Raw genomic sequence first — 19,104 nt, 5'->3', positions numbered from 1 at the left:
GTCTGCCGCTCAGGTGCCGCGGACGACGAGCGGGGCCGGCAACCGCTCGATGCGGGGCTCCGCGGGCCGGCCCGACTCGTGCAGCAGTACCGCCATCATGCGGGCGGCGTGCACGCCGTAGCCGTAGGGGTTCAGGTCGATCGCCGAGATCGGCGGCGTGTGGAACTCCATCATCGTGCTGTCGACGCCCGACACGAGCGGGAAGCCGCCGTCGGGGGAGCGGCCGATGGTGCGCAGGAGTCCGGCGATGCGGGGCGCGACCGCGTCGCCCGCGACGAAGAGCCCGTCGCAGGGGACGGGGGCGCCGAGCTCCCGTTCGAGGAGCTCGAGGATCTCCTCGTTGCTCTGCCTCGCGGTGATCGCGATGATCGCCGGGTCCACGCCGTGCTCGACGCACCAGTCTCGGTAGCTCGCCTCGATCGTGCGGCTCCACTCGGAGACGGACTCGATCGTGAGCAGCCCCGGCCGCGCGGCGCCCCGGGCGACGAGGTGCCGCAGGCTGTCGCGGGTGGCGGCCGGGGCATCCGCCTCGACGACGCCCCATGGCGCCTCGGCCGAGGCCGGCGGGGGATCGATGCAGACCGTCGGCCGGCCGCTGCGAAGCAGCTCGAACATGCCCAGGTCGTCCGAGTGCGGTTCGACGACGACGAAGCCGTCGACCTCGGGGAAGTCCCGCACGAGCCCCGTCTCGCCGGCCGAGGGCAGCAGCAGCGGCGAGAGCTCGGTGTCGGCGAAGCCGGCCACGATCCCGCGCATGATCTCCGCGAAGTAGAGCGAGTACTCCATCACGGTCGACGGGAAGTAGACGCCGATCGTGTTGGTCCGGCTGAGCCGGAGCGCCTGGCCGGTGCGGTTCGGCCGGTAGCCGAGCTCCTCGGCGGCGCGGCGCACCTCTTCGCGCGTCTGCTCCGACACGCCGGGCTTGCCGTTGAGCGCCATCGAGACGGCGGCGGCCGAGATGCCGAGGTGCCCTGCGAGGTCCTTCAGTGTCGTTCCCACGCCTGCCTTCCGGGGTGCCGAGGTCGAACTGCGGGGACCGGACGGCGTCGTCGAACGCGTTGACAAGGCCGGTGCCCGTCAATAGGCTACCCATCATTCCTTAAACGATTAAGTTCGCCGGAATGTCAACGGTTGTCAGAGTACCAAGGAGTCAGGGTTGACCGACGCACTCGATCTCGCGTTCACGAACGGCGCGCTGTTCGACGGAGAGCGCTACCACGCAGGCCCCACGCACGTGGGCGTCGCCGGCGGCCGCATCGTGCTCGTGGGCGAGGAGGTGCTCGCCGCGATCGGACCGGACACCGAGGTGGTCGAGCTCGACGGCCGGCTGCTGCACCCGGGCATGAACGACGCCCACGTGCACCCCGTCGAAGCGGGCATGGAGATGCTCGGCTGCGATCTCTCGGACGGCTACACCCGCGAGGACTACCTGGAGCTCGTCCGCGGCTACGTCGAGCGCAACCCCGACGTCGAGTGGATCGTCGGAGCCGGTTGGCAGCAGGCCGCCTTCCCGGGCGGCGCGCCGCTCGGCGCCGACCTCGACGCCATCTGCGACGACCGCCCGATCATCCTGTCGAACCGCGACCACCACAGCGCCTGGGTGAACGCCGAGGCGCTGCGCCGCTGCGGCATCGACCGCGACACCCCCGACCCGGCCGACGGCCGCATCGAGCGCGACGCCTCGGGGGAGCCCACGGGCACCCTGCACGAGGGGGCGCGGATGCTGGCGCTCCGTCACGCCCCGGAACCGGGCTTCGACGACATGTGCGCGGGATTCCGCGTCGGCCAGCAGAAGCTCGTCGGCTACGGCATCACGAGCTGGCAGGACGCTCTGATCGGGCAGTACGGCAATCACAGCCCGTTCTTCTACGACGTCTACCGACGCGCCGAGGAGCGCGGCGAACTCATCGGCCGGGTGAACGGCGCGCTGTGGTGGGAGCGCTCGCTCGGGCTCGAGCAAATCCCCGCGTTCCTCGAGAAGCGCGCCGCCGTCGCCGGCGGTCGCTTCCGCGCCGACACGGTGAAGATCATGCAGGACGGCGTCGCCGAGAACCAGACCGCCGCGATGATCGAGCCCTACCTCGTGCCCGGCCACGAATGCCGCCACAGCGACAACCGCGGCATCGCCTTCGTCGACCCGGCGAAGCTGCCCGAGTACGTCACCGAACTTGACCGGCTCGGATTCCAGGTGCACTTCCACGCCCTGGGGGACCAGGCGGTGCGCGGCGCGCTCGACGCGATCGCGGCGGCCCGGCGGGAGAACGGCCAGGCCTCGACGACGATGCACCTGCTCGCGCACATCCAGATCATCAACCCCGCGGACGTGCCGCGCTTCGCCGAGCTCAACGCCTCGGCGGACATGCAGCCGCTCTGGGCGAGCTACGACCCGCAGATGGTCGAGCTCACCGTGCCCTTCCTCGGCGAGGAGCGGGTCGGCCACCAGTACCCGTTCGGCTCGCTGCACCGCGCCGGCAGCCACCTCTGCGGCGGCTCGGACTGGCCGGTGACGTCGGCCGACCCCTGGCTCGGCATCCACGTCGCCGTCAACCGCCGCATGCCGGAGGGCCACCCCGACTACAGCCCGCGCGTCTTCCTCGAGGAGGAACGGCTGGAGCTCGACGTCGCCCTGCGGGCCTACACGCTCGGCGGGATCGAGGCGAACGGCCGGGACGCAGATCTCGGGCGCATCGCGCCCGGACAGCTCGCCGACCTCGTCGTCGCCGATCGGGACCCCTTCGCCGCGCCCGTCGCGGAGCTCCACCTCACCCGGGCGGCGCTCGTGTACGTCGACGGTGCGCTCGTGCACGCGGCGGACGCCGTCGCCGCCTGACCCGCCTCACCGCACCATCCACCTGCCCATCCATCCCCCAACCGAAGGAAACGAAATGAAGAAGCGCCTCATCGCCGCGGCCGCCCTCACCGCGCTCGCCCTGAGCGGCTGCACGGCCGCCGCCGACGCCGAGCAGCAGGCCGCGGAGGGCGGCACCGCCTCGGCGAACTCGGCCGTCGACCTCTCGAAGATCGAGAAGAGCGAGGCGGCGGCGAAGCTGCTGCCCGCCGACATCGCCGAGCGCGGCACCTTCGTGCTCGCCGTCGACGCGACCTACCCGCCGAACGAGTTCAAGGACGACGCCGGCAACCCGATCGGGTGGGAGGTCGACCTCATGAATGCGGCCATCGTGAAGCTCGGCCTCGAGCCCAAGAACGAGATCTCGAAGTTCGAGAACATCATCCCGAAGATCGAGCTCGGCAAGTACGACTCCGGCATCGCCGGCTACTACGACACCCTGAAGCGACAGGAGAACTTCGACATGGTCGACTTCTTCCTCGCCGGCAACCAGTTCGGCTCGCTCGAGGAGAACCCGATCGACGACGAGCTCGACATCTGCGGCCAGAAGATCTCGGTGCCGAACGGCGGCTCCGCCCCGCTCTACTACCTTCCGGAGGTCGACAAGCGCTGCGCCGCCGAGGGCAAGGGCTCGATCGAGGTCATGGGCTACGACACGACCGACGAGATGGTCGCCGCGGTGACCCTCGGCCGCGCCTTCGCCTTCGTCGCCGACTCGCCCGTCGTGAGCTACGCCGTGAAGAACAGCGGCGGCAAGCTCGTCGGCTCCGAGATCTACGAGACGCTCCCCGCCGGCGCGCCGTTCAAGAAGGGCAACGACGAGCTCGTCGCGGCCTTCGCGGCCGCCGTGCAGGAACTGCACGACGACGGCACGTACGACGAGATCCTCGAGTTCTGGGGCGTCGAGGCCGGGCGTCTCGACGCCATCACGGTCAACGCCGGCACCGAGTAGCCGTCGTGTCCGAGATCACCCGCGCCGTCCCGGTGGCGCGTCCGAAACCCATCCAGGCGGTGCCGCTCCGGCATCCGTGGCGGAACCTCCTGGCCTTCGCACTGATCTTCCTGCTGCTCGCGTTCATCATCGACGCGGCGCAGCGCGAGGCGTACGACTGGCCCGCGTTCGCGCTCTACCTGTTCGACGTCCGCGTCATCCAGGCGGCGGGCGTGACGCTCGCCCTGACCTTCCTCGCGATGATCGGCGCGGTCGTCGTCGGCATCGTGCTCGCGGTCATGCGCGAGACCGACAATCCCGTGCTGCGGGCGATCGCCTGGGGCGTCATCTGGTTCTTCCGCGGCACCCCGGTGTACGTGCAGCTCGTGTTCTGGGGCCTGCTCAGCTCGATCTACCAGACGATCAACCTCGGCCTGCCGTTCATGGAGCCGTGGCTCGTGCTCGAGACCGCGGACGTGATCCCGCTGTTCTGGATCGCCGTGCTCGGGCTCGCCCTGAACGAGGCCGCCTACATGGCCGAGATCGTGCGAGCCGGGCTGCTCTCCATCGACCCCGGCCAGACGGAGGCCGCCTCCGCGCTCGGCATGGGCTGGTGGCTCACGATGCGGAAGGTCGTCATCCCGCAGGCAATGCGGGTGATCATCCCGCCGACGGGCAACGAGGTCATCTCCATGCTGAAGACGACGTCGCTCGTGACGGCGGTGCCCTTCAGCTGGGACCTCTACACGCGCACCCGGGACATCTCGGCGGCGACGCTGAACCCGATCCCGCTGCTGCTCGTGGCCTCGGTCTGGTACCTCTTCTTCACCTCGATCATGATGATCGGCCAGAGCCGGCTGGAGCGGCACTTCTCGCGCGGCCAGCTCGGGCACGGCGCGACGCCGAAGCGGCGCAGGCGCCAGGAGTCCGCCGAGCGCGGTCCGGTGGTGCTCGCGAGCCCGGAGGCCGTCGCCGCACCGAGCGCTGCCGGGACGCTCCCGGGTGCTGGGATGCGCGCGGATGCCGGGATGCCGGAAGGAGAGGCCCGATGAGCGACATCAAGGTCAGCGCGCAGGAGGTGCACAAGTCCTTCGGGGACACGCACGTGCTGAAGGGCATCGACCTCGAGGTGCGACGCGGCGAGGTGAGCTGTCTGCTCGGTCCCTCCGGGTCGGGGAAGTCGACGTTCCTGCGCTGCATCAACCATCTCGAGTCGATCGACTCGGGCCGGATCGAGGTCGACGGCACGCTGATCGGCTACCGCGAGCACGGTGAGCGGCTGCACGAGCTGAAGCCCGCGGAGGCCGCGGCGCAGCGCGAGAACATCGGCATGGTGTTCCAGCGCTTCAACCTGTTCCCGCACATGACCGCGCTCGAGAACATCACCTGCGCGCCGGTCTTCGTGAAGCGCGCCCAGCGCTCGGAGGCGCGGCAGCGCGCGCTCGAGCTGCTCGACCGGGTGGGGCTCGCCGATAAGGCGGACGCCTACCCGCGCGAGCTCTCCGGCGGGCAGCAGCAGCGCGTCGCGATCGCCAGGGCGCTCGCCATGACGCCCGACCTCATGCTCTTCGACGAGCCGACCTCGGCCCTCGACCCGGAGCTCGTGGGGGAGGTGCTCGACGTCATGAAGTCCCTTGCCGAGAGCGGCATGACCATGATCGTCGTGACCCACGAGATGGGCTTCGCCCGCGAGGTCGCCGACACGGTGACGTTCATGGACGGCGGGGTCGTCGTCGAGCACGGCACCCCGGACGAGGTCCTCGTGCGGCCGCAGCACGGCCGCACGAAGGCCTTCCTCTCGAAGGTGCTGTGAGCGTGGCGGCCCGGATCGGAACTCGTGCCTCCGATCCGGGTCGCGGCGCCGCGACGGAGGGCCCGGCGCGCCCCGCGTTCGGGTGGCGGCGCCGGGACCGCCCGCGCCCGTAGGATCGCGGGATGGACCCGTACTCGCCGCTGCCAGGACCGGCTCCGCAGAGCCCCCCGCCGACGCGTGCTCGCGGGGTGGGCGGCGGGGTGATCGCGGCGATCGCCGGCGGCGCCGCGGCGCTCTTCCTCGTGCTGCTCGTCCCGGTGAGCTTCGCGGCGGTGCACCTCGGTCAGCAGTTCGCGGTCGTGGTCGACGGGCAGGCGGACGGTTCCGCGGCTGCGGCGTCCGAGCTCGTCGACCGGCTCCAGTCCGGCGAGACGCGCTACACCTTCCCCGCGGCGCTCGAGAACTACGGAGACGGGCGCTACAGCGGGCTATGCCCTGCAGAGTACGCCGAGGGATGCTGGCAGAGCGCCGTCTTCACCGAGTCGGACTGCGCCACCGTCTCGGTCGTCCTCTGGTTCTCGAACGACCCGGAGGGGTACGAGCCCGAGCAGACGGCGACGATCGAGCTGCACGACGTCGTGCCGTACGAGGCGGCCCCCGTCGTCTTCGGCAACGACGGCTTCGAGTACGGCTGGGTCGCCGACGTGCTCTGCCCCGTAGCCGAGAGCTGATCCTCGGGCGCTCGGCGCGGCATCCCCATTGAAGGAACGTTCCACCGCGTGACCCAATGTGACGCGCGGGCCAGCACCGGACCGTGCGCGATCGGTACATTCCTGAGTACCGCTCCACGCGCTGGGCCCGCCCCGCTGGAGCGGTTCGCCGTCGGGCCCCCGCCCGCGGTCGCCCCCGAATCCTGGAGCTCCACATGCGCACTCGCCGCCGTCTCGTCGGAGGCCTCGCCCTCCTCGCCAGCGCCGCCTTCCTCACCGCGTGCAGCGCGGGCGGGGGAGAACCGGCGAGCGAGTCCGTCGAGGACGCCCCGAAGATCACCTTCCTCTACTCGCCGTACGCGGACTACGCGCCGTTCTTCCTCGCGGAGGAGAAGGGCTACTTCGAGGACGCCGGCGTCGATGTCGAGCTCATCTCGAAGAGCGGCAGCTCGGGCGAGACGTACCAGCAGGTCTCCACCGGCAACATCGTGGCCGGCGGCGCGACCTGGGGCGCGGGCCTGTTCAACGCCACGAAGGCCGGAGCCTCGCTCTCCGTCATCGCGAGCGTCTCGCGCATCCCCGAGTCCGGCAAGAACCCCTCGCCGCTCCTCGCCTCCGAGCAGTCCGGCATCACCGAGGCGGAGCAGCTCAAGGGCAAGAAGATCGGCATCCCCGGCGACGGCGGCTTCGGCATCTACTCGGTGCACCTCGCGCTCGAGTCGGCCGGCCTCTCGCTCGACGACGTCGAACTGGTGAACCTGAGCCCGGGCGACATCCCGCCGGCGCTCGCGAACGGCTCCATCGACGCGACCTGGTCGATCGAACCCATCTCCTCGGCGGTCATCTCGCAGGGGCTCGGGCACGAGATCCTCGACGTCGACTACCAGGCGGGCGTCGAGCTCGGCGCGCTCGTGTTCAACACCGACTACGTCGAGAAGCACCCGGCGGCGGTCGTCGCTTTCACCTCCGCCTACCTGAAGGCCGTGCAGGAGCTCGCCGACGGCGGCTGGCAGGACGCCGACGACCAGGCGGTCATCGCCGAGTACACCGACCTCCCCGTCGAGACGCTCACGTCCATCGGCCTCACCGTGCAGGACCCGGAGGGCGCGATCGACTGGAAGGACGTCGCTCGCCAGGAGGCGTTCTTCCGCGACCGCGGCGCGCTCGAGTTCCAGGGCGACTCCGGCATCGAGCAGGTGTTCCGCGCCGACCTGCTCGAGCAGGCCTCGGCCGAGGCGAGCTCGGCGGCCGCCGCGAAATGAGCGGCATCTCCGTCGAGGGGCTCTGGAAGGCCTACCCGAGCGCCGAGAATCGCGACGAGGTGCTCGTCGCCCTCGAGGACGTCTCGCTCGAGGTCGGCGAACGCGAGTTCGTCTGCGTCCTCGGGCCCTCCGGCTGCGGCAAGAGCACGCTCCTGCGCATCGCGGCCGGTCTCGAGAAGCCGAGCCTCGGCACGGTGGAGACCCAGAGCCGCCCCTCGGTGGTCTTCCAGGAGCACGGGGTCTTCCCGTGGCTCACGGTCGCCGAGAACGTCGCCTACCCGCTGCGGCTCCGCCGGGTGCCCCGGGCCGCGCGCCGAGCGCGTGTCGCCGAGCTGCTCGAACTCGTCGGGCTGACGGAGTTCGCGGGGTACTACCCCTCCCAGATCTCCGGCGGCATGCGGCAGCGCACCTCGGTGGCGCGGGCGCTCGCGGACGACGGCAACGTGCTGCTCATGGACGAGCCCTTCGGCGCGCTCGACGAGCAGACCAGGGTCGCGCTGCAGCAGGAGCTGTTGCGGATCTGGGAGCAGACCGAGAAGTCCGTGCTGTTCATCACCCACAGCGTCGACGAGGCGCTGACCCTCGCCGACCGGGTCGTGGTGATGTCGCACCGGCCGGGCCGCATCATCGCCGAGGTCGAGATCCCGTTCGGCCGCCCGCGCGACATCATCGAGCTGCGCCGCGATCCGCGGTACGGCGAGATCACCTACCAGCTGTGGAACCTGCTCGAGGGCGACACGGCGGCCGAGGAGGTGGTGCCGCAGTGAGCACCGACACGCAGACGAACGCCGCGCGGGCGTCCGCCGCCCAGGCGGGCCCCGGGCCGGCCGTCACCGCCGCCGATCGCGAGGAGATCCGCGTGACTCTCGCCGCCGCGGTGCGCGCGGAGCGCGGTTCGCCGTGGATCCGTCGCATCGGCCCGTACACGCCGCTGCTGCTGCTCGTGGTCTGGGAGGCGCTCAGTCGGCTCGGCATCCTCGACGCGCGGTTCTTCCCCGCTCCGACGGCGATCGTCGAGACCTTCGTGAACCTGCTCGTCTCGGGGCAGCTCGTCGCGGACATCCTGATGACCCTGTCGCGCATCGCGGTCGGCTTCGTGCTCGGCGCGATCCCCGGCGTGCTGCTCGGCCTCCTGCTGGGGTCGGTCCGCTCGGTGCGCCTGCTGCTGGAGCCGGTGTTCTCGAGCCTCCTGCCCATCCCGAAGGTCGCGATCTATCCGCTGCTCCTGCTGATCTTCGGCCTCGGCGAGACGAGCAAGTACGTCATCGTCGCGATCGGCGTCTTCTTCTACCTCTTCTTCAACACGATGAGCGGCGTCATGCAGACGCCGCCGCTGTTCGACGACGTCGCCAGGGCGAACGGGGCCTCGCGCATCCAGCGCCGGCTCACCGTCTCGCTGCCCTACGCGCTGCCCTCGATCTTCACGGGTATCAAGCTCGCCACCGGCGGCGCCTTCGTGATCATCGCGGCGTCCGAGTTCGTCGGTGCGCAGAGCGGCCTCGGCTATCTCATCTGGAGCTCGTGGTCGACCTTCGCGGTCTCGAAGATGTACGTCGGCATCGTGACGATCTCGGCGCTCGGCTACGGCGCGACCGCGCTCGAGGGCTATCTCGAGCGACGCCTCGTGCCGTGGGTGAAGTACTGAGCGGGGTCGGCATGTCGATCTCCTTCGACGCAGGCGCCGCGCAGGCGCTCGCCCTCGACCGGCTCCGGAAGGCCGCGCCCGAGGCGCCGCTCGCCGAACTCGAGCTCGCCTCGCGCTGGCTCGTCGAGGCCGAGCTGCTCGGGCTGCCGGACTTCGGCATCGGGATGCTCCGGCGGGACCTCGGCCGGCTGGCCGCCGGGTCGAGCCTGGCGCAACAGGCCGAGCCACCGGGGCCGGTCTCCGACGCGCCGACGGCGAGCATCGATGCCTCGGGGCGGCCCGGCATCCTCGCGCTCGCCCGCGCGACCGCGGTCGCGGCGCAGCGCGCGACGACGAACGGATCGGCGATCGTGGGCATCCGCGGCGCGGGCGCGCTGGGCGTGCTCGGGCTCGCCGCTCGCGAGCTCGCCGAGCAGGGGTTCGTCGCGTTCCTCGCGGCTCAGGCGCCGCCGATCGTCGCGCCGTGGGGCGGCACCCATGCCGTCGTCGGCACGAACCCGATCGCGATCGCCGTGCCGAGGCCCGACACGCCGCCGCTCGTCGTCGACTACGCCACGGCGCCCGCGACGATGGCGGCGCTCCGTCGCCATCGCGCGGAGGGCCGCGCGCTGCCGGCCGGACTCGCGATCGACGCCGACGGCGCCGCGACGACGGATGCTTCGCGCCTCGCCGCGCTCGTTCCCGCGAGCCTGCTCGGCTCCCTCACCGGACTCGTTGTGGAGCTGCTCGCCGGCGTCGTGACGGGCGGGCGCGGGGCCGCCGACGGCACGCGCGGGGCCATCCTGATCGCCGTCGACGCCAGCGGCACCGGTGCGGCGGACGTCGCCGCCGGCGCGGCGCGGTTCGCGGACGAGTGGCAGGCGGCGGGCGGGCACCTGCCGGCGCGATTCGACGCCCTGCCGACGCGGACGAGCACCCTGGCCGAGCAGCCCGCACCGACCGCCAGGGTCGCGCTCGACGAGTCGACCGCGGAATGGCTCGGCCTCGGCGCGGACGCCACGGGCGGCGTCCGATGAGCGGGGCGCTCGAACTCCGGGTCGACCCGCCGGTGGCGCCACTCTGGCAGCGACGCGCGATCACCGTCCGGGGCGCCGCGCCGGGGGCACTCGTCACGATCCGGGCGACGACTCGGCGCAGCGGTGGGGATTGGGCGGCGCAGGCGAGCTATCTCGCGGACGCGGACGGCCGAATCGATCTCGACCGCGACGCGCCCGTCTCGGGCGACGTCCGCACGGCCGACGCCATGGGCCTCTGCTGGGCGCAGCGCCGGGAGCCGGGCACGAGCGGCCCCGCGGAACCGCTCGACGTCGCTGAGCCCCTCGTCACCCGGCTGCACGCCCGAGAGGAGCCCGGCACCGGGCTGCCGGAGCTCGGCGACACCGGGGCCGGCGGAGCCGAGGCGCACGCCGAGCTCGTGCAGCAGCTCCTCGTGCCCGGGGTCGAGCGCCGGGAAGTCCGGCGGGACGGGCTCGTCGGCACGCTGTTCCGACCGGCGGGGCCGGGGCCGTTCCCGACCGCCATCGTGCTGAACGGCTCCGGCGGCGGCATCAACGAGGCGCGGGCGGCCCAGTATGCCGCACGGGGCATCCAGGCGCTGGCGCTCGGCTACTTCCGGGGCCCCGGCCTGCCGGACTTCCTCTCGCGCACCCCGCTCGAGTACTTCGAGCGCGCGATCGCGTTCGTGCGCGACGAGCTCGACCCCGCGGGCGGGGCGCCGATCGTCACCGGGCAGTCGCGCGGCGGCGAGCTCTCGCTGCTGCTCGCGGCGACCTTCCCCGACCGCATCCTCGCGATCGCCGGCTTCGTGCCCGGCGCCTACGTGTTCGGCGCGCAGGGCGCGGCCGACCCCGCCGACGGCTGGGACGGGCCGAGCTGGACCCACGGCGGGCAGCCGCTCGAACACCTCTGGCACGACAACGCCGAGGTCGACTGGCAGCCCTGGAACGACGAGCCGCCCCCCACGCGGCACGCCGACGTCTACGTCGACGGGCTCCGCGACCGCCGGCTCGCGCTCGCCTCGCGCATCCCGATCGAACGCTTCGCCGGGCCGGTCGCCTGCGTGTCCGGGCTCGACGACCGGGCGTGGCCCTCGAGCGGCGGATCGCGGATGGCCCTCGCGAGCCTCGCCCGCCACGGGCACCGCGCCGAGCGCCTGCACCTCGACTACGAGGACGCCGGGCACGGCATCGGCCTGCCGCATCTGCCGAGCACCGACATCGAGCGCGTGCACCCGGTCTCCGGCGTGCGCTACTCGAACGGCGGCACCCCGCGGGGCAACGCCCGTGCGAGCGCCGACTCCTTCGAGCAGATCTGCGCCTTCATCCACCGCGCGGCCGCCGCCCGACCACGAACCACCACGAGAGAAGGAACCACCCCGATGCCAGCGATCGAACACCTCGAGGGACAGTGGCGCGAGTGGCGCCACGCGCGCGTCGCCGAGCTCGGCCGGCCCTACGGCTGGACCGCGCTCGTCGCCCAGTACTGGCTCACCGACGCCTCGCGGGGCGAGACGTTCGAACTGCTGCCCGGCACTTGGTCGGTCGAGCATGGGCGGATCGTCTACACGCCTCCGGTCGAGGGGCCGAACCTCGTCGTCGACGGCGAGCACCCGAGCGGACCGGTCGAGATCCGGCCCGGCCGGAACCAGACCTACGGCCACGGCACGAGCGCGCCCGTCTACTTCGGCCGGAGCGAGGTCGAGACGATCGTCCGCACGAGCGACGGCGGCGACCCGCTCTACGCCATCCGCGTCCGCGACCCCGAGGCGTCGGCGGGGGTCGACCTCTCCGGCCTGACCGCCTACGACTACGACCCCGCGTGGCGGCTCCCCGCGAGCTTCACGCCCGCGGCTCGCGAGGACGTCGAGCAGCCCACCGTCGAGTCGGGCGTGCGCGAGACGACCGCGCGCATCGGCACCCTGCGCTTCGAGTTCGAGGGGCGCGGCTACGAGCTCGCGATCATCGGCAAGGACACGGCGCACGGGGTCCAGCCGGTCGCCCACCTTCGCGATCTCACGAGCGGGCGCACCACCTACGGCGCCGGTCGCGTCGTCGAGCTGCAGTTCGCCGACGAGGCGGGCGAGCGCATCGACGTCATCGACTTCAACTACCTGCACGCCTTGCCCTGCGCGTTCACGAACTTCGTGACCTGCCCGGTGGTGCCGCAGCAGAACCACCTCGACTTCGAGGTGCTCGCCGGCGAGCAGCGCCCCGTCACCGATATCGCGCGCGTGCTCACCTTCGAGGCCCCGGCCGCCTGAGCCCGGCCACCCGCGCCGGCAGCCGGGCCGGGTCGCCGCCCGGCGCCGGGTATGCTGCGAACCGGCGCGCGGGCGCCCGAGGAGGTGCAGTGGAGGAACGTCCAGCCGGCGACGACGCGGCGGCGCTCACGCCCGACGAGGCCGTCGACGAGGCCGGAGAGCGCGCCCGGGCGATCCGCGAGAGCGTCGCCGTCGGCGTCGCGACGGCGATCTACGGCATCTCCTTCGGCGCGCTCTCCGTCGCGGCGGGCCTCGACGTGTGGCAGACGGTCTTCCTGAGCCTCGTCATGTTCACCGGCGGCTCCCAGTTCGCGCTCGTCGGCGTCCTCGCCGCCGGCGGCGCGGCCGCCGGGGGCTCGGCCATCGCGACGGCGGCGATGCTCGGCATCCGCAACGTCGTCTACGGCATGCGGATGAAGCCGCTCGTCGGCGGCAGCCCGGCACGCAATGTGCTGGCCGCCTGGATCACGATCGACGAGTCCACCGCCGTCGCGCTCGCGCAGAAGCTGCCGGGCAACGCCCGGCTCGGCTTCTGGCTGACCGGGGCGATCGTGTTCGTCGGCTGGAACCTGACGACGCTGGCGGGCGCGCTCATCGGCGACGCGATGGGCGACACGAGGGCCTGGGGACTGGATGCCGCGGCCGGAGCGGCCTTCCTCGGCCTCCTCTGGCCGCGCTTGAAGCGGTTCCAGGCCGGCGCCGTGGCCGTCGGCGCGGCCGTGGTCGCGGCGGTGGTGATGCCCTTCGTCATGCCCGGACTGCCCGTGCTGATCGCCGCGCTCGTGGCCCTCCTCGTCGGCTGGTTCGACCTCTTCGACCGGAGGCGGCGCGCATGACGACCTGGCACCTCATCCTCATCGCCTCCGCCGCGACGCTGGCGCTGAAGCTCGGCGGCTACCTCGTGCCGGTCGGCTTCCTCGAGCGCGAGCGTCCGGCGCGCATCGCGGATCTCCTCACGGTCGCGCTGCTCGCGGCGCTCATCGTCGTGCAGACGCTCGGTGCCGGGCAGGCGCTCGTCGTCGACGCGCGGGTGCCCGCGCTCATCGTCGCCGCCGCGCTCTACGCCATCCGGGCGCCGTTCATCGTCGCGGTCGCGGCGGCCGCGGTCGTCGCGGCGGCGATCCGCGCCTTCGGCTGAGCCTCAGCCCTCGAGGTCGTCGACGCCCGGCATCCAGGAGACGCCGGGGCGGCCCCAGCCGAGCTTCTTCGTGATCTTCGTCACGATCTTGCGGTCGGCGTGCGAGAGCCGGTCGGTGTAGAGCACGCCGTCGAGGTGGTCGTACTCGTGCTGGAAGATGCGCGCGAGCCACCCCTCCGCGTCGATCTCGTATCGCTCGCCGTCGAGGTCGGTGGCGCGGAGCACCGCGCGCTCGGCGCGACGCAGGCCGAAGCGCTCGCCCGGGAACGAGAGGCAGCCCTCGGACTCCTCGTCGAGGTCGGGCTCGCCGGCCGGCGGGGGAGAGATGAGCAGCTCGGGGTTGATGGCCACGCCGCGCCAGCGGACGCCCTCCTCGTCGGTCCAGCCGTAGGTGAAGACCCGCAGGTCGACGCCCACCTGCGGGGCGGCGAGGCCGACGCCCGGGGCGGCGTCCATCGTCTCGAAGAGGTCGGCGACGAGCGTGCGGATCTCGTCGTCGATCGCCTCGACGGGGCGGGCGGGGGAGTGCAGCACCGGGTCGCCGGTGATTCGAATGGGGAGCACGGCCATTCGGCAAGGATATCGAGGCGCGAGCGGGTAGGGTCGAGGTCGTGGATCCGGACCTGAGCGAGCTCACCGAGCAGATCGCCCTCGACCCGCACCAGTTCATCGGCATCCCGCTCGCGATCGCGGGCGCGGTGTTCCTGTCGCTCGGGGCGCAGTTCCAGCACCGCGGCGTCGTCAAGGTCGAGTCGCACACCACCGACAGCCTCGGCAAGGGGCTGAGCCTCAAGCAGCTCGCGCTGCTGCTCGCCCGGCCGTCCTGGGTGCTCGGCACGCTCATGCTCGGCCTCGCCGTCGTCTTCCAGCTGTCGAGCCTCTACTTCGCCCCGCTCATCGTGGTGCAGCCGCTCGGCGCGATCGCCCTCGTGATCACCTCCATCGTGAACTCGAAGGTGAACCACGTGAAGCTGAACCGCAAGGCGATCACCGCGATCGCGCTCTGCGTCGGCGGCGTGTTCCTCTTCGTCGGCGTCGCCGCTTTCACCGCGGTCGACAAGCCCGTCACCGAGCAGCAGCTCATCACGATCCTCGTGATCCTCGCCGTCGTGCTCGTGCTCGCCGGCCTGGCGTTCGTCTTCTTCCGGCACCGCGTGCGCGCCATCTTCTACGTCATCATGGCGGGCGTCGTGTACGGCTTCGTGGCGACCCTCGCCAAGGTGGTGCTCGGCCGCATCCAGCAGGGCGACTTCGAGTGGATCACGCTGATCTGCGTCATCGCCCTGCTCGCGGCGACGGGGCTCGGCGCCTACTTCGTGCAGAACGCCTACGCCTCCGGCCCGCCGGACCTCGTCATCGCGGGCCTCACCGTCGTCGACCCGATGGTCGCGGTCGCGATCGGCATCGTCGTGCTCGGCGAGGCGTCGCAGGCGCCGATCTGGGCCATCCCGGTGTTCATCCTCGCCGGGGCGATCGCCGTCTTCGGCGTGTTCATGCTCGCCCGCAACCACCCGCAGACGCGGCTCTGAGCCGCGGGCGACCATCCGTCATCCTCCAGGATGACCTGCGCGCGGCGAGCCGTTCGCCGCGCCGTGCGTAGACTAAGGTCGGTTGCAGCCGCGCCGACCTCGCGCGCCCACCTGGGGGACGAACCGTTCCCGACGCTCGAACTGTGAGGAACCTCCCACGTGTCAGATTCTTCCGATCCGGCGCCCGCCGAGCTCGGCACCGCCTCGAAGCGCCCGCTCCGCATCCTGATCGGGGCCGACACCTTCGCCCCCGACGTGAACGGCGCCGCTCGCTTCGCCGAGCGGCTGGCCGCCGGCCTCGTCGAGCGCGGGCACGAGGTGCACGTCGTCGCACCGGCCGCGAGCCGCAAGCACGGCACGTGGAACGAGGTGCACGAGGGGCAGGAGCTGGTCGCCCACCGCCTCTACAGCTGGCGCTGGTACCCGCACGACTGGCTGCGCTTCGCGCTGCCGTGGCGCATCAAGCGCAACGCCGCCCGCATCCTCGACGAGGTCCAGCCCGACGTCGTGCACTTCCAGTCGCACATCGTCGTGGGCCGCGGCCTGTCGATCGAGGCCGAGAAGCGCGGCATCCGCATCGTCGGCACGAACCACTTCATGCCCGAGAACATGCTCGAGTTCACGCTCATCCCCAAGGCGTGGCAGGAGTGGGCCGTCGGGCTCGCCTGGAAGGCGGCGAAGCGCACCTTCGGCCGCGCCGAGTCCGTGACCACGCCGACCCGTCGCGCCGCCGAGTTCCTCGAGCGCTACACCGGCCTCCGGGGCGTGCACGCGATCTCCTGCGGCATCGACGCGCACAAGTACTCGCCGAACTGGGAGCCGCGCACCGAGAACCGCATCCTCTTCGTCGGCCGGGTGACGGGCGAGAAGCAGATCGACGTGCTGCTGCGCGCCGCGCTGCTGCTGCCCGCCGAGCTCGACGCCAAGATCGAGATCGTCGGCGGCGGCGACCAGCTGAAGGCGCTCCAGCACCTCGCCGACGAGCTGGGCATCGCCGATCGCGTCACCTTCACCGGCCGCGTCACCGACGAGGAGCTCCGCGACGCGTACCACCGGGCGACGGTGCTCGCGATGCCGTCGATCGCCGAGCTGCAGTCGATCGTCACGATGGAGGCGATGGCCTCCGCCCTGCCCGTCGTCGCGGCGAACGCGATGGCACTGCCGCACCTCGTGCACGACGGCGAGAACGGCTACCTCTTCGAGCCGTCGAACCCCGAGGACCTGGCGGCGAAGCTGCGCACCGTCCTCGAGGCCGACCCGGCCGAGCTGCGCCGCCTCAAGGAGGGCTCGATGCGGCTCATCGAGGCGCACGACATCCAGCGCACGCTCGCGACGTTCGAGAGTCTGTATCGTGGTGAGGCGGTGGCCGACCCGGCCACCGATCCGGCGTCGGCGGCCCGCGAGGACTGACCGGCGCAGGGGGCGGTAGCTCAGCTGGTCAGAGCAGTGGACTCATAATCCATCGGTCACGGGTTCAAGTCCCGTCCGCCCTACTCCGTCCGCACCGATCCGCCTCCGGGCTCGCCTCACGGCCGCGGCCGAGGGAGAATCGAGCCATGGTCGAGATCTCCGAGGACGACTTCGAGCGGATGGTCGGCGAGGTCTACGACTCGCTGCCCGACGACATGGTGCGCGGGCTCGAGAACGTCGCCATCCTCGTCGCGGATCAGCCGCCGGGGGAGCGGCCGCGCCTCTACGGCCTCTACAGCGGCCGCCCGCTGAAGACCCGCGGCGCCTACGGCTTCGGCGAGCTGCCCGACCGGATCACGCTGTTCCGCAACACCATGCAGGAGCACAGCGCCGACCTGGACGCGCTTCGCGCCCGGGTGCGCATCACCCTCGTGCACGAGATCGGCCACTACTTCGGTCTCGACGATGCGCGGCTGGGCGAGCTCGGCTGGGCGTAGCCGCTGAGCGCTCGCGGCGGCGCGCCGACACGAGCGGGCCCCGGTGACGATCATCACCGGGGCCCGCCGACGGGTGCGTCGTGCTACTTCGCGACCGCGGGCTCGTCGGCCTGCTTCACGACCGCGCCGCCGGCGAGGCCGGCGAGGATCGATGAGACGTCGAGCCCGGTGAGCGACTTCACGACCTCGGTGCCCTCGCCGAGCACCTGGCCGACGGTCTTCGTCACCGCGCTCGCACCGTCGGTGGAGACGACCGTGAGGGTGTCGATGTTCGAGATCGGCTCGGCGGCGGCGCGCACGATCTCGGGCAGGCGCGAGATGATCTCCTGCGCGAGGGCCGCCTCGCCGTACTTCTTCAGCGCCTGCGCCTTCGCGTCGGTCGCGGCCGCCTCGGCGAGACCCTCCGCCTGGATGGCGGCGGCCTTCGCCTCACCGTCGGCACGGATACCGGCGGCGAGGGCCACCTGGCGGTCGCGCTCGGCCTCACCGGCGAAGCGCACCGAGGTCGCCGCTGCCTCGGCATCCTGCACCGCGGCGACCTTGTTCGCCTCGGCGATCTTGGTGCGCTTGTACGCGTCGGCCTCGGTGGCCGCGTTCGCGGCGTCGCGCTGCGCGTTCGCGCGCTGCACGGCGGCGTACGCCTCCGCCTCGGCGGGCTTGCGGACGTCGATGTCGAGGCGCTCCTGGGTGACGAGCGCCTGCTCGGCGAGCGCATCGCGCTCCTCGGTGGCGACGAGCTTGTCCTGCTCGGCCTTCGCGAGCAGGCCGGATGCGTCGGCCTCGGCGTTCGCCCGGTCGGTCTCGGCCTTGATCGAGGCCTGGCGCAGACTCAGGGCCTTCTGCCGCTCGGCGATCTGCTCGGCGGCCTCGATGCGCGCGAACTCGCTCGCGCGGGCGGCCTCGGCCTCGCTGATCTCGGCGACCTGGCGTGCGCGGGCGGCCTCGGCGCGGCCGAGGTTCGCGAGGTAGTCGCTGCCCGGGGTCGAGATGTCGGAGATGTTCAGCAGGTCGACCTGCAGGCCCTGCTCGACGAGGTCGGTCTTCGTCTCGGAGACGACCCGGTCGGAGAGGCTCTTGCGGTCGGAGATGATCTGCTCGATCGTCATGTCGCCGACGATCGAGCGCAGCGAGCCCTCGAGCGATTCCTTGATGATCTCGGTGAGCAGCTGCTGCTGCGAGAGGAAGCGCTGGGCCGCGCGGCGCACACCGTCCTCGTTGCCGGAGACCTTGAAGTTGATGGACGCCTTGATCGCGATCTTGATGCGGTTCTTGTCGACGCCCTCGACGGTGATGCCGATCTGGCGCTGCTCGAGGGAGATCGAGAAGCCCTGCTGCAGGATCGGCCAGACGAAGGTGCGGCCGCCGATGACGACGCGCTGACCGCTCGCCTGCTCCGGGGAGGCGCGGCCGGCGCCGCGACCGACGATGACGAGGGCCTCGTTCGGCGGCACCCGGCGGATGCGCCGGGCGATGAAGACGAGCAGGCCGAGCAGGGCGATGACGAGCGCGATGATCGCGATCACCTGGATGAGGGTCGGGTCGAGCATGGGGGCTTCCTTCTCGGTTCGGGACGGGGATCGGCGCGTGGGGGCGCCCGGGGGAGACTCTGGCGTGCCGTGCGAGGCACGCGGGGCTAGTCGGCGACGACCTTCACGCGGCTGCCGGCCTGCTCGACGACGCGCACGCGCGAGCCCTCTGCGATGGGATCGGCGGAGTATGCCATGCGGCGCTCGAGCTCGCCGGGGCCGTCGAGGCTGACCTCGCCGCCCGCCGGGGAGATGTCCGAGCGGGCGACGCCGCTGAGGCCCACCGCGGAGACCGGTCCGCCGTCGGAGCTGCGGGTGAGGTTGCGCACCACGAGGACGCTGAGCACGTAGGCGACGACGGCGAGCACGGCGGCGAGCACGTAGGCCCAGACGAGTTCGAGACCGAGCGAGGCGGTGAGCGTGCCCGCGGCGCCGAAGACGACGAGTCCGACGGCGAGCGCCGTGCCGGAGATCGCGCCGTCGCCGATCTCGAAGTGATCGAGGATGTCGCCGAGGATCAGCGAGACGAGGAGCAGGGCGAGGCCGACGCCTCCGACGATGAGGAAGGGGAGGAGCACGTCGCCGGGCCTCTCTGG

19 protein-coding genes and 1 tRNA gene are annotated in these 19,104 nt (G+C 71.9%); 16 read left to right on the top strand and 4 right to left on the bottom strand.

What is annotated here, in order from left to right:
* Positions 1-9: 9 nt before the first annotated feature.
* Complete coding sequence (locus MTP13_RS14795) at positions 10-999, bottom strand: LacI family DNA-binding transcriptional regulator (RefSeq protein ID WP_243568456.1); 990 nt, start codon at positions 997-999, stop codon at positions 10-12.
* Positions 1,000-1,156: 157 nt separating this feature from the next.
* Here MTP13_RS14795 and MTP13_RS14790 point away from each other — a divergent pair, with 157 nt between their 5' ends.
* The 12 genes from MTP13_RS14790 (at position 1,157) to MTP13_RS14735 (ending at position 13,546) form a co-directional block, all read left to right on the top strand.
* Positions 1,157-2,830 (top strand): amidohydrolase, encoded by a 1,674-nt coding sequence (locus MTP13_RS14790; protein WP_243568455.1) that lies wholly within the window; start codon positions 1,157-1,159, stop codon positions 2,828-2,830.
* A 55-nt stretch (positions 2,831-2,885) separates the two neighbouring features.
* Positions 2,886-3,800, top strand: a complete 915-nt coding sequence (locus MTP13_RS14785) for an ABC transporter substrate-binding protein (protein ID WP_243568454.1) — start codon at positions 2,886-2,888, stop codon at positions 3,798-3,800.
* Between the two features lie 5 nt (positions 3,801-3,805).
* On the top strand, positions 3,806-4,831 hold the full coding sequence (locus MTP13_RS14780) for an amino acid ABC transporter permease (protein ID WP_243568453.1): 1,026 nt from the start codon (positions 3,806-3,808) through the stop codon (positions 4,829-4,831).
* Positions 4,828-5,592: an amino acid ABC transporter ATP-binding protein gene (locus MTP13_RS14775; RefSeq protein WP_243568452.1), complete on the top strand. Its 765-nt coding sequence runs from the start codon at positions 4,828-4,830 to the stop codon at positions 5,590-5,592. Before MTP13_RS14780 ends, MTP13_RS14775 begins: the two co-directional genes overlap by 4 nt.
* A gap of 122 nt (positions 5,593-5,714) precedes the next feature.
* Positions 5,715-6,263, top strand: a complete 549-nt coding sequence (locus MTP13_RS14770) for a hypothetical protein (protein WP_243568451.1) — start codon at positions 5,715-5,717, stop codon at positions 6,261-6,263.
* Between the two features lie 194 nt (positions 6,264-6,457).
* The gene (locus MTP13_RS14765; protein WP_243568450.1) at positions 6,458-7,504 is read left to right on the top strand and encodes an ABC transporter substrate-binding protein; all 1,047 of its coding nucleotides are present in this window, start codon (positions 6,458-6,460) and stop codon (positions 7,502-7,504) included.
* Positions 7,501-8,271 carry an ABC transporter ATP-binding protein gene (locus tag MTP13_RS14760; RefSeq protein WP_243568449.1) on the top strand — a complete coding sequence of 257 codons (771 nt, stop codon included), beginning with the start codon at positions 7,501-7,503 and terminating at the stop codon, positions 8,269-8,271. The genes MTP13_RS14765 and MTP13_RS14760 overlap by 4 nt, the downstream gene beginning before the upstream one ends.
* Positions 8,268-9,149, top strand: coding sequence for an ABC transporter permease (locus MTP13_RS14755; protein ID WP_243568448.1), 882 nt, complete (start codon positions 8,268-8,270; stop codon positions 9,147-9,149). The genes MTP13_RS14760 and MTP13_RS14755 overlap by 4 nt, the downstream gene beginning before the upstream one ends.
* Positions 9,134-10,165: an Ldh family oxidoreductase gene (locus tag MTP13_RS14750; RefSeq protein ID WP_243568447.1), complete on the top strand. Its 1,032-nt coding sequence runs from the start codon at positions 9,134-9,136 to the stop codon at positions 10,163-10,165. The genes MTP13_RS14755 and MTP13_RS14750 overlap by 16 nt, the downstream gene beginning before the upstream one ends.
* Positions 10,162-12,408 (top strand): DUF1684 domain-containing protein, encoded by a 2,247-nt coding sequence (locus MTP13_RS14745; RefSeq protein WP_243568446.1) that lies wholly within the window; start codon positions 10,162-10,164, stop codon positions 12,406-12,408. The genes MTP13_RS14750 and MTP13_RS14745 overlap by 4 nt, the downstream gene beginning before the upstream one ends.
* A gap of 89 nt (positions 12,409-12,497) precedes the next feature.
* Positions 12,498-13,244 carry an AzlC family ABC transporter permease gene (locus MTP13_RS14740; RefSeq protein WP_424221782.1) on the top strand — a complete coding sequence of 249 codons (747 nt, stop codon included), beginning with the start codon at positions 12,498-12,500 and terminating at the stop codon, positions 13,242-13,244.
* Positions 13,241-13,546, top strand: a complete 306-nt coding sequence (locus tag MTP13_RS14735; RefSeq protein WP_189086432.1) for an AzlD domain-containing protein — start codon at positions 13,241-13,243, stop codon at positions 13,544-13,546. The genes MTP13_RS14740 and MTP13_RS14735 overlap by 4 nt, the downstream gene beginning before the upstream one ends.
* Before the next feature lie 3 nt (positions 13,547-13,549).
* On the opposite strand, the gene def is transcribed toward MTP13_RS14735, so the two are convergent.
* Positions 13,550-14,116 (bottom strand): peptide deformylase, encoded by a 567-nt coding sequence (def, locus tag MTP13_RS14730; RefSeq protein WP_243568445.1) that lies wholly within the window; start codon positions 14,114-14,116, stop codon positions 13,550-13,552.
* A 41-nt stretch (positions 14,117-14,157) separates the two neighbouring features.
* Here def and MTP13_RS14725 point away from each other — a divergent pair, with 41 nt between their 5' ends.
* The 4 genes from MTP13_RS14725 to MTP13_RS14710 all read left to right on the top strand — a co-directional run bounded on the left by MTP13_RS14725 (position 14,158) and on the right by MTP13_RS14710 (position 16,982).
* Positions 14,158-15,075, top strand: a complete 918-nt coding sequence (locus MTP13_RS14725; RefSeq protein ID WP_243568444.1) for a DMT family transporter — start codon at positions 14,158-14,160, stop codon at positions 15,073-15,075.
* A gap of 159 nt (positions 15,076-15,234) precedes the next feature.
* Positions 15,235-16,485 carry a glycosyltransferase gene (locus tag MTP13_RS14720; RefSeq protein ID WP_243568443.1) on the top strand — a complete coding sequence of 417 codons (1,251 nt, stop codon included), beginning with the start codon at positions 15,235-15,237 and terminating at the stop codon, positions 16,483-16,485.
* A gap of 9 nt (positions 16,486-16,494) precedes the next feature.
* Positions 16,495-16,568: transfer RNA gene (locus tag MTP13_RS14715), tRNA-Ile, on the top strand.
* Positions 16,569-16,631: 63 nt separating this feature from the next.
* Complete coding sequence (locus MTP13_RS14710; RefSeq protein ID WP_243568442.1) at positions 16,632-16,982, top strand: metallopeptidase family protein; 351 nt, start codon at positions 16,632-16,634, stop codon at positions 16,980-16,982.
* Between the two features lie 83 nt (positions 16,983-17,065).
* Here the strand turns inward: MTP13_RS14710 and MTP13_RS14705 are convergent, their stop codons facing one another.
* On the bottom strand, positions 17,066-18,529 hold the full coding sequence (locus tag MTP13_RS14705) for a flotillin family protein (RefSeq protein ID WP_243568441.1): 1,464 nt from the start codon (positions 18,527-18,529) through the stop codon (positions 17,066-17,068).
* A gap of 86 nt (positions 18,530-18,615) precedes the next feature.
* The gene (locus MTP13_RS14700; protein ID WP_243568440.1) at positions 18,616-19,086 is read right to left on the bottom strand and encodes an NfeD family protein; all 471 of its coding nucleotides are present in this window, start codon (positions 19,084-19,086) and stop codon (positions 18,616-18,618) included.
* Positions 19,087-19,104: the final 18 nt, after the last annotated feature.

Source organism: Agromyces soli (genome assembly GCF_022811605.1).
GTDB classification, from domain to species: domain Bacteria; phylum Actinomycetota; class Actinomycetes; order Actinomycetales; family Microbacteriaceae; genus Agromyces; species Agromyces soli.
Note: the sequence above shows the minus strand (reverse complement) of the source record. Positions and strands in the feature narration are given on the sequence as shown.